Source organism: Actinomadura madurae, assembly GCF_900115095.1.
GTDB lineage: Bacteria > Actinomycetota > Actinomycetes > Streptosporangiales > Streptosporangiaceae > Spirillospora > Spirillospora madurae.
This window is the reverse complement of the sequence record NZ_FOVH01000010.1, coordinates 377,246-384,375: the sequence shown is the minus strand read 5'-3', so window position 1 is coordinate 384,375 and position 7,130 is coordinate 377,246. Positions and strand designations below refer to the sequence as shown.

The following is a 7,130-nucleotide window of genomic DNA, read 5'->3' as shown; positions in this document are numbered from 1 at the left end:
AAGGCGCGAACCCCAGCCGGCCAAACCTCGAAGAAAATCCCAGCAAACACAAAACCCCAAGGGTCTGTGCGTTGCCTCAAAGAAATCCCAGACCATCACCACAAACAGCGACGGTCACGGGGCGGTCCAGCCACAACAGGCCGAACCGATAAAGGCACTGGCTTTTAACACGCTGTTGAGTTCTCAAGAAACGGACACCCACCGCGCCGGACCCCGCTCTCACGGTCCCGACTCCGGGGCAACCCTTCTAACTTACCTGGTTCGTTCCCGTTGTCAAGCGGATCGGCGAAGATCTTTTCGACGGTTCGAGGACGTTCCAGACCCCCACGCGACGACACACCCCCAGGCCGAAAACCTGGCGAGATCGTTTCGTAGGGAGTGCCCTGCGGGCCGGCCACCTCGCGGCGTCCTGCATCCTGTCCGGGCTTGCCATTCAAGAGTACCCCGGCCCGGAGCAAGCTGCGAACCGTTTTCCTCTATTGGCGTCCCCCGGGGCCGTCCGCCTGTCGGCGTCCCGCATCCCCTTGGGGCACGACAGAGATTAGGCAGCGCCGGAGTGTCCGTCAAATCGGCTCGGCCGCCCCCACTCCGCCTTGCCGGAACGCCCAGGTCACGCCTGGTTCAGGTGCTCGGGCTCAGGGCCATGTCAGCGCGATGTCAGTGCCTGGACGCCGATGTGCGCGTGCTGTCAGCGCTCTAGCCCACGGTGGTGATCGTCACAACGAAGGACATGCGAGAGGCACACGACACATGGACGATGTGATCCGCGCAGAGGGACTGCGCAAACGGTTCGGGGACACCACCGCCCTGGACGGGGTGGACATCACGGCGCGCCGGGGCATGGTGCTCGGTGTCCTCGGGCCGAACGGGGCGGGCAAGACGACGGCCGTGCGCGTGCTGGCGACGTTGCTCAAGCCCGACGCCGGTCGGGCGGAGGTGTGCGGCTATGACGTGTTCAGGGAGCCGGTACGCGTCCGCGCGAAGATCGGGTTGACCGGGCAGTACGCGTCGGTGGACGAGGAGCTGACCGGCACCGAGAACCTGGTGATGATCGCCCGCCTGCTCGACTTCGGCCGCCGGGAGGCGAAGGCGAGGGCCCGGCAGCTGCTCGACCGGTTCCGGCTCACCGAGGCCGGGTCGCGTGCGGTGAAGACGTACTCGGGCGGGATGCGGCGCAGGCTCGACCTGGCGGCGAGCCTGATCAACCATCCCGAGGTCATCTACCTGGACGAGCCGACGACCGGGCTCGACCCGCGGGCCCGCAACGAGGTCTGGGAGACCGTCCGCGCGGTGGTCGCCGACGGTGCGACGGTGCTGCTGACCACGCAGTACCTGGAGGAGGCGGACGCGCTCGCCGATCGTATCGCGGTGTTCGACCACGGGCGCGTCATCGCGGAGGGCACGGCGGACGACCTGAAGGGGCGGATCGGGCAGCAGACCCTCGTGGTCCGCGCGACCGAGGCGTACCGCGTCGAGCAGCTCGCCGCGATCGTCGCCGAGCTGACCGGGGAGCGGCCGGAGGTGCAGGCGCCCACAGGGCTCGTCTCGGCGCCAGTGCACGATCCGCGGCTGCTGTCGGCGCTCGTCCGGCGGCTGGACGACGCGTCCATCGTGGCGGCCGAGCTGGCGCTGCGGATGCCGAGCCTGGACGAGGTGTTCCTCACGCTGACCGGTCACCTCGCCGAGGAGCCCAAGCCCGAACTCGTTTCCGAGGGGAGCGTGGCATGACCGCGATCACCGTTGACACCCGTCCGGCCGCCGGGGAGCCGCCGGCGCGGATCAGCCCGCGCCGGACGCTGCGGCACGGCCTGACCTTGGCGTGGCGCAACGTGGCCCAGCTGAGGCATTCGCCGGAGAAGCTGCTGGACACGACGCTGATGCCGATCGTGTTCCTGCTTCTGTTCCTGTACGTGTTCGGCGGCGCGGTCGCCGGTGACACGCGCTCCTACCTGCAGCAGTTGCTGCCGGGCCTGGTCGCGCAGATGGCGATGTTCGCGACGATGGGTCTGGGGACGGCGCTGAACGAGGACATCCACAAGGGGGTGTTCGACCGGTTCCGCAGCCTGCCGATCGCCCGGTCGGCACCGCTGATCGGCACGGTGCTGGGGGACACGGTCCGGTTCATCACCGTGATGACCGTCCTGGTCGGGTTCGGGTCGGTCCTCGGGTTCCGGTTCCACACCGATCCGCTGTCGGTGCTGGGGGCGTTCGCGCTGGCGTACGTGTTCTACCTGGCCGTCTGCTGGATCTCCGTTCTGGTCGGGCTGGTCGCTCCGTCCCCGGACACCGTTCAGGGGCTCGCGTTCATCTGGGTGATGCCGCTGACGTTCGGCAGCAGCGTCCTCGTGCCGGACACGTCCACGATGCCGGGATGGCTGGAGGCGTGGACGAAGGTCAACCCGGTCACGCACCTGGCGGAGTCGGTGCGCGCGCTGACCGTCGGCGGGCCTGTCGGCGACCACGTCTGGTACACGCTGGCGTGGGCGGCGGGCATCGTCGTCGTGACGTTCCCGCTGGCCATGCGCATGTACTCGCGCAGGGCCTGACGACCATGCCGCGAGTCGCGCCGGCCCGGATCCTCGATTCCCGGGCCGGCGCTCCGCACAAGGCACCGTCCCGCAAGGGCTCAAGACATGCAGGCGGCGAACCGGCCTCCCCGCAGCCGCCTCACACGGACGCGACCAGATCGCCGGCCTGCTCGAAGACCTCGTCACGGGTGGTCCGGCGGCCTCGCTCGTACGCCGCGACGAAGGCGTCCTCCCCGAGGACTTCGCAGACGGCAGGCAGGGTGCGCCGGACCTCGTGGCTCGTCATGTCCCGATACCCGTGCAGGCCGTGCGCGGTGCCGAGCAGCTCGGCGGCGCGGACGTGCGCGCCGCTCGCGGCGGCGAACGCGGCGAGGCCCTCGATGAGGGACGCCACGTTCGGATTGCCCATGAGCGGGTCGTTCTCCAGGCCGCCCAGGGCACGGCCGTGCCACCGCCGCGCCGCCTCCAGGTCGCCGTCCTCCTCGGCGAGGCAGCCGAGGCGGCTGAAGGTACGGCGGGACGCCTGCACGAAGTCGGCACGGTGCCCGCGCGATTCCACCCACTTGTAGGCGCGGTCGGCGTGCGAGCGGGCGGCGTCGCGGTCCCCCTCCAGAAGGGCCAGCTCGCACAGCAGGAGCGAGCAGCTCGCGGCGTCCGCGAACTCGCCGATCCGTTCCGTCTGCGCCACGGCGCGTTCGAGTTCGGCGCGGGCGCGGACGGTGTCGCCGAGCTGGGCGCGGGCCTTGGCCAGCTGGGCGAGGATGGCGGAGCCCTGCTCCGGGCTGACCCCGGCCGTCGCGTACTCGTAGGCCTCGTCGCCGAGCCGGACCGCCTCCCGCATCTCGCCGCGGGCCATGGCGAGATGGATCATCGCGCTCAGCGCGACGATCATCCCGAACCGGTCGCCCAGCTCGCGGAACCGGGCGTAGCCGTCGGCGGCGCCCTCGACGGCCTCGGAGAGGTCGCCGAGGTTGATGCCCACGTGGGCGAGGACGACGCGGGCGACGGCGCGGACCCACGGGTCCGGGTGCTCCTTGATGCCGCCCATCCGGCTGCGGATCTCCGCCATGTCCCCGCTGAAGATGCTCAGCGCCGGTCGGGCCAGGGCGAGCATGGGATGCATCGGCGCCTCGGGCATCCGGGCGGCGGCGTCCTCCAGCGTCCGGTGCATCGACTCGGCGGTGGGCCCCGGCTCCGTGGTCATCTCGCCGAGGACGTTGGCGGCGACCACGCAGAGCGCGTACTCCTCTTCCAGTCCGGGCGGGGCGGCGTCACCGGCCATGTCGCGGACGGCGAACGTCCAGCCGCCCGCCTCGCGCTCCATGTCGCGCACGACCCAGAACCACACCAGCCCGGCGACGAGACGCAGGCCCGACTCCACGTCGCGGGTCTCGGTCACGTGCCGGAACGCGGTGGTGAAGTTCTCCCGTTCGGCGGCCAGCCGGGCCGCCCAGCGCAGCTGGTCGCCGCGGCGCAGCTCCGGCTCGGCGCGTTCGGCGAGGCCGACCAGGTAGGCGACGTGCGCGTCGCGGACGCGGCGGGTCTCGCCGGCCTGCTCCAGCCGCTCCCCCGCGTAGACGCGGACGGTCTCCAGGAGCCGGTAGCGGACGTCGGTGTCGCCGTCCGCCATCACCAGCGACTTGTCGATCAGGGCGGCGATCACGTCGATGACGTCGCGCGGGTCGGGCGCGTCCGGTGCGTCCTGGCCGCACACGTGGACGGCGGCGTCCGGGGTGGCGCCGCCCGCGAACACCGAGAGCCGGCGCAGGACGGCGCGCTCCACGTCGTCCAGCAGGTCCCAGCTCCAGTCGACGACGGCGCGCAGCGTCCGGTGCCTCGGCAGCGCGGTGCGGCTGCCGCCGGACAGCAGCCGGAACCGGTCGCCGAGCCGGGCCGCGACCTGCCCGGACGTGAGGGAGCGCAGCCGGGCCGCGGCCAGCTCGATGGCGAGCGGGATCCCGTCGAGCGCCCGGCAGATCGCCACGACGTCGGCGACGGTGGAGCCGTCCACGGCGAAGCCGGGGCGGACGGCCGCGGCGCGGTCGGCGAACAGCCGCACCGACGCGTAGCCGAGGGCGTCGGCGGGGTCGGTGACGTGCTCGTCCGGCAGTGGAAGGGACGGCACCGGGCACAGCGCCTCGCCGGTGATGCCGAGCGGCTCGCGGCTCGTCGCGAGGATCCGGAGGCCGTCGGCCTGCGCGGCGAGGTGGTCGGCGAGCCGCGCGACGGCGTCGACGAGGTGCTCGCAGTTGTCGAGGACGACGACCATCCGCTTGGTGGCGAGGAAGTCCGTGAGGCGTTCGAGGGGGCGCACGACGGCGCGGGTCTCCGCGGGGCGGACGGTCTCCGGGACGCCCAGCGCCGACAGCAGCGCCTGCACGACGTCGCCCGGGTCGGTGACCGGGGCGAGCGGGACGAACCACACCCCGTCCGGCATCTCGTCGACGAGCGCGGCGGCGCTCTCCCCCGCGAGCCGCGTCTTGCCGGCACCGCCGGGTCCGGTGAGGGTGACGAGCCTGGTCTCGCGGAGCAGCTTGCCGACCCGCTTGGACTCCTCCTCCCGGCCGACGAAGCTGGTGAGCTGCGCGGGCAGGTTGGTGCGGGCGGGCCGCGGCCCGCCCGGCGCGCGTTCCGGTGCCGCCGAGGCGGCCGGAGCCGCCGCGCCCGCGGGCTCCCGCCGCAGGATCGACAGGTGGACGCCGGCCAGTTCGGGGGACGGATCGACGCCGAGCCGGTCGGCGAGGGCGCGCCGCGTCTCCTCGTACACCTCCAGGGCGTCGGCCTGCCGGCCCGCCGCGTACAGGGCGCGCATCAGCTGGCCGCGCAGCCGCTCGCGGAGCGGGTTCGCCGCGGCCAGCGGCTCCAGCTCCGCGACGGACGGGAAGGGCAGGCCCGCTGCGGTCTCGGCGTCGATCCGGTCCTCGACGGCGGCGAGGCGCAGCTCCTCCAGGCGCGTGATCGTCCCGCGGGCGAAGTCGGCGTCGGCCACATCGGCGAGCGCGGGGCCCCGCCACAGCTCGAGCGCCGCCCGCAGGCCGTCCGCCCGCCGCCCGGCGTCCCGCTCCGCGCGGGCGGAGGCGACACCGCGCTCGAACGCGACCGCGTCGATCTCGCCGGGGTCGATGCCGAGCCGGTAGCCGGCGGGGCCGTGCTCGACGACGTCCCGTCCCGCGACGCCGCGCAGCCGGGACACGAGCGCCTGCAGCGCGTTCCCGCCGGGCGGCGCGCCGTCCCACAGGTCGTCCAGCAGCCGGTCGGCGGACACGGGGCGGCCCGCCTCGGCCGCCAGCCGGACCAGCAGGGCGCGCAGCCTCCGGCCGCCGACCTCGACGGGCCGCGCGGCCTCGTCCCGCACGTCGAGCGAGCCCAGGATGCCGATGCGCAAAGGTGTCCCCTTCCCGCCTGCCATTGTCGCCGATGTGTGGATCCCGCGTGCCGGGTACCTGTCCGATATGCCTAGAGCACAGATCAAGGACGAGAAGAAGTACCAGAAGCTCCGCGAGAAGGGCGAGAGCAAGGAGAAGGCCGCGCGCATCGCGAACGCGTCCGCGGGCCAGGGGTCGAAGAAGGTCGGCCGCAAGGGCGGCAAGAATCCCTCGTACGACGAATGGACGAAGGACGAGCTGATGAAGCGCGCCCGCGAGATCGGTATCGAGGGGCGTTCCTCGATGAACAAGTCCGAGCTGGTCAAGGCGCTGCGCGACCACTGAATGGAACTCGTCTTCGTTCTGGACTGCCGCGCCCCCGACACCCTGGCCGACTTCTGGGCCGCCGCGCTCGGTTATGAGCGCGGCGTTTTCGACCCCCCGTACGTGAAGCTCACGGACCCCTCCGGGAACGGGCCGCCCCTGCTCCTGCAGCGCGTCCCTGAGCCGAAGACCGTGAAGAACCGCATGCATCTCGACCTCCGCGTGGCCGACATGGACGCGGAACTGGCCCGTGTCGGCGGGCTCGGCGCCACCGTCGTCCGCGGCCCGTTCGTGGACGACGGCTGGCCGACGACGGTCCTCGCGGACCCCGAGGGCAACGAGTTCTGCGTGATCGTCCCGCCTGGAGAGGAGAACCCATGAACGCGGTCGTGGACACCGCGCGCAGGCAGGCCGAGGAGTACGCCGGCGACGAGGACCGCCCCCTCGGCTCCTACCTCGGCACGCTCGCCGTCTACGGGGTCACGGCGGGCACGCTGGCGCTGCTGGGCCGGCGGCTGCGCGACCGGCCCCCGGCGATCGGCCTCGCCGATCTCGCGCTGATGACCGTCACGACGCACAAGCTGTCCCGGCTGATCGCGAAGGATCCGGTGACGAGCCCGCTGCGCGCCCCGTTCACGCGCTACTCGGGGACGGCCGGTCCCGCGGAGGTCGCGGAGGAGGTGCGCGGGAAGGGCGTCCGGCACGCCGTCGGCGAGCTGGTCACCTGCCCGTTCTGCACCGGCCAGTGGGTCGCGACGGCCTACGCGGCGGGCCTGGTGTTCGCCCCGGAGGCGACCCGGCTCGCCGGCGCCACGATGACGGCGGTCGCGGGCTCGGACTGGCTGCAACTGGCGTACGCGCGGCTGCAGCGGTCCGCCCAGGGGTGATGCCCCAATCGCCACGTTCTTTACGT

6 protein-coding genes are annotated in these 7,130 nt (G+C 72.5%); 5 read left to right on the top strand and 1 reads right to left on the bottom strand.

The genetic code is table 11. The features are described from left to right. Positions 1-750: 750 nt before the first annotated feature. Complete coding sequence (locus BM339_RS27695; RefSeq protein WP_075022706.1) at positions 751-1,728, top strand: ATP-binding cassette domain-containing protein; 978 nt, start codon at positions 751-753, stop codon at positions 1,726-1,728. Further along, positions 1,725-2,546 (top strand): ABC transporter permease, encoded by an 822-nt coding sequence (locus BM339_RS27690; RefSeq protein WP_021599544.1) that lies wholly within the window; start codon positions 1,725-1,727, stop codon positions 2,544-2,546. The genes BM339_RS27695 and BM339_RS27690 overlap by 4 nt, the downstream gene beginning before the upstream one ends. Before the next feature lie 121 nt (positions 2,547-2,667). Here the strand turns inward: BM339_RS27690 and BM339_RS27685 are convergent, their stop codons facing one another. After that, the gene (locus tag BM339_RS27685) at positions 2,668-5,913 is read right to left on the bottom strand and encodes an ATP-binding protein (protein WP_177287792.1); all 3,246 of its coding nucleotides are present in this window, start codon (positions 5,911-5,913) and stop codon (positions 2,668-2,670) included. Positions 5,914-5,980: 67 nt separating this feature from the next. Between BM339_RS27685 and BM339_RS27680 the strand changes: the two genes are divergently transcribed. The 3 genes from BM339_RS27680 to BM339_RS27670 are packed head-to-tail and all read left to right on the top strand — an operon-like array spanning position 5,981 to position 7,104. Further along, on the top strand, positions 5,981-6,238 hold the full coding sequence (locus tag BM339_RS27680) for a DUF7218 family protein (protein ID WP_021595713.1): 258 nt from the start codon (positions 5,981-5,983) through the stop codon (positions 6,236-6,238). Continuing rightward, the gene (locus tag BM339_RS27675; protein WP_075022704.1) at positions 6,239-6,598 is read left to right on the top strand and encodes a VOC family protein; all 360 of its coding nucleotides are present in this window, start codon (positions 6,239-6,241) and stop codon (positions 6,596-6,598) included. Continuing rightward, positions 6,595-7,104: a DUF1360 domain-containing protein gene (locus tag BM339_RS27670; RefSeq protein WP_021595711.1), complete on the top strand. Its 510-nt coding sequence runs from the start codon at positions 6,595-6,597 to the stop codon at positions 7,102-7,104. The genes BM339_RS27675 and BM339_RS27670 overlap by 4 nt, the downstream gene beginning before the upstream one ends. Positions 7,105-7,130 lie beyond the last annotated feature (26 nt).

What these genes read in the sequence shown, in the direction of transcription:
- BM339_RS27690 (WP_021599544.1), top strand. Translation starts at nt 1,725, where the DNA reads ATGACCGCGATCACCGTTGACACCCGTCCGGCCGCCGGGGAGCCGCCG.
- BM339_RS27680 (WP_021595713.1), top strand. Translation starts at nt 5,981, where the DNA reads ATGCCTAGAGCACAGATCAAGGACGAGAAGAAGTACCAGAAGCTCCGC.
- BM339_RS27675 (WP_075022704.1), top strand. Translation starts at nt 6,239, where the DNA reads ATGGAACTCGTCTTCGTTCTGGACTGCCGCGCCCCCGACACCCTGGCC.
- BM339_RS27670 (WP_021595711.1), top strand. Translation starts at nt 6,595, where the DNA reads ATGAACGCGGTCGTGGACACCGCGCGCAGGCAGGCCGAGGAGTACGCC.
- BM339_RS27695 (WP_075022706.1), top strand. Translation starts at nt 751, where the DNA reads ATGGACGATGTGATCCGCGCAGAGGGACTGCGCAAACGGTTCGGGGAC.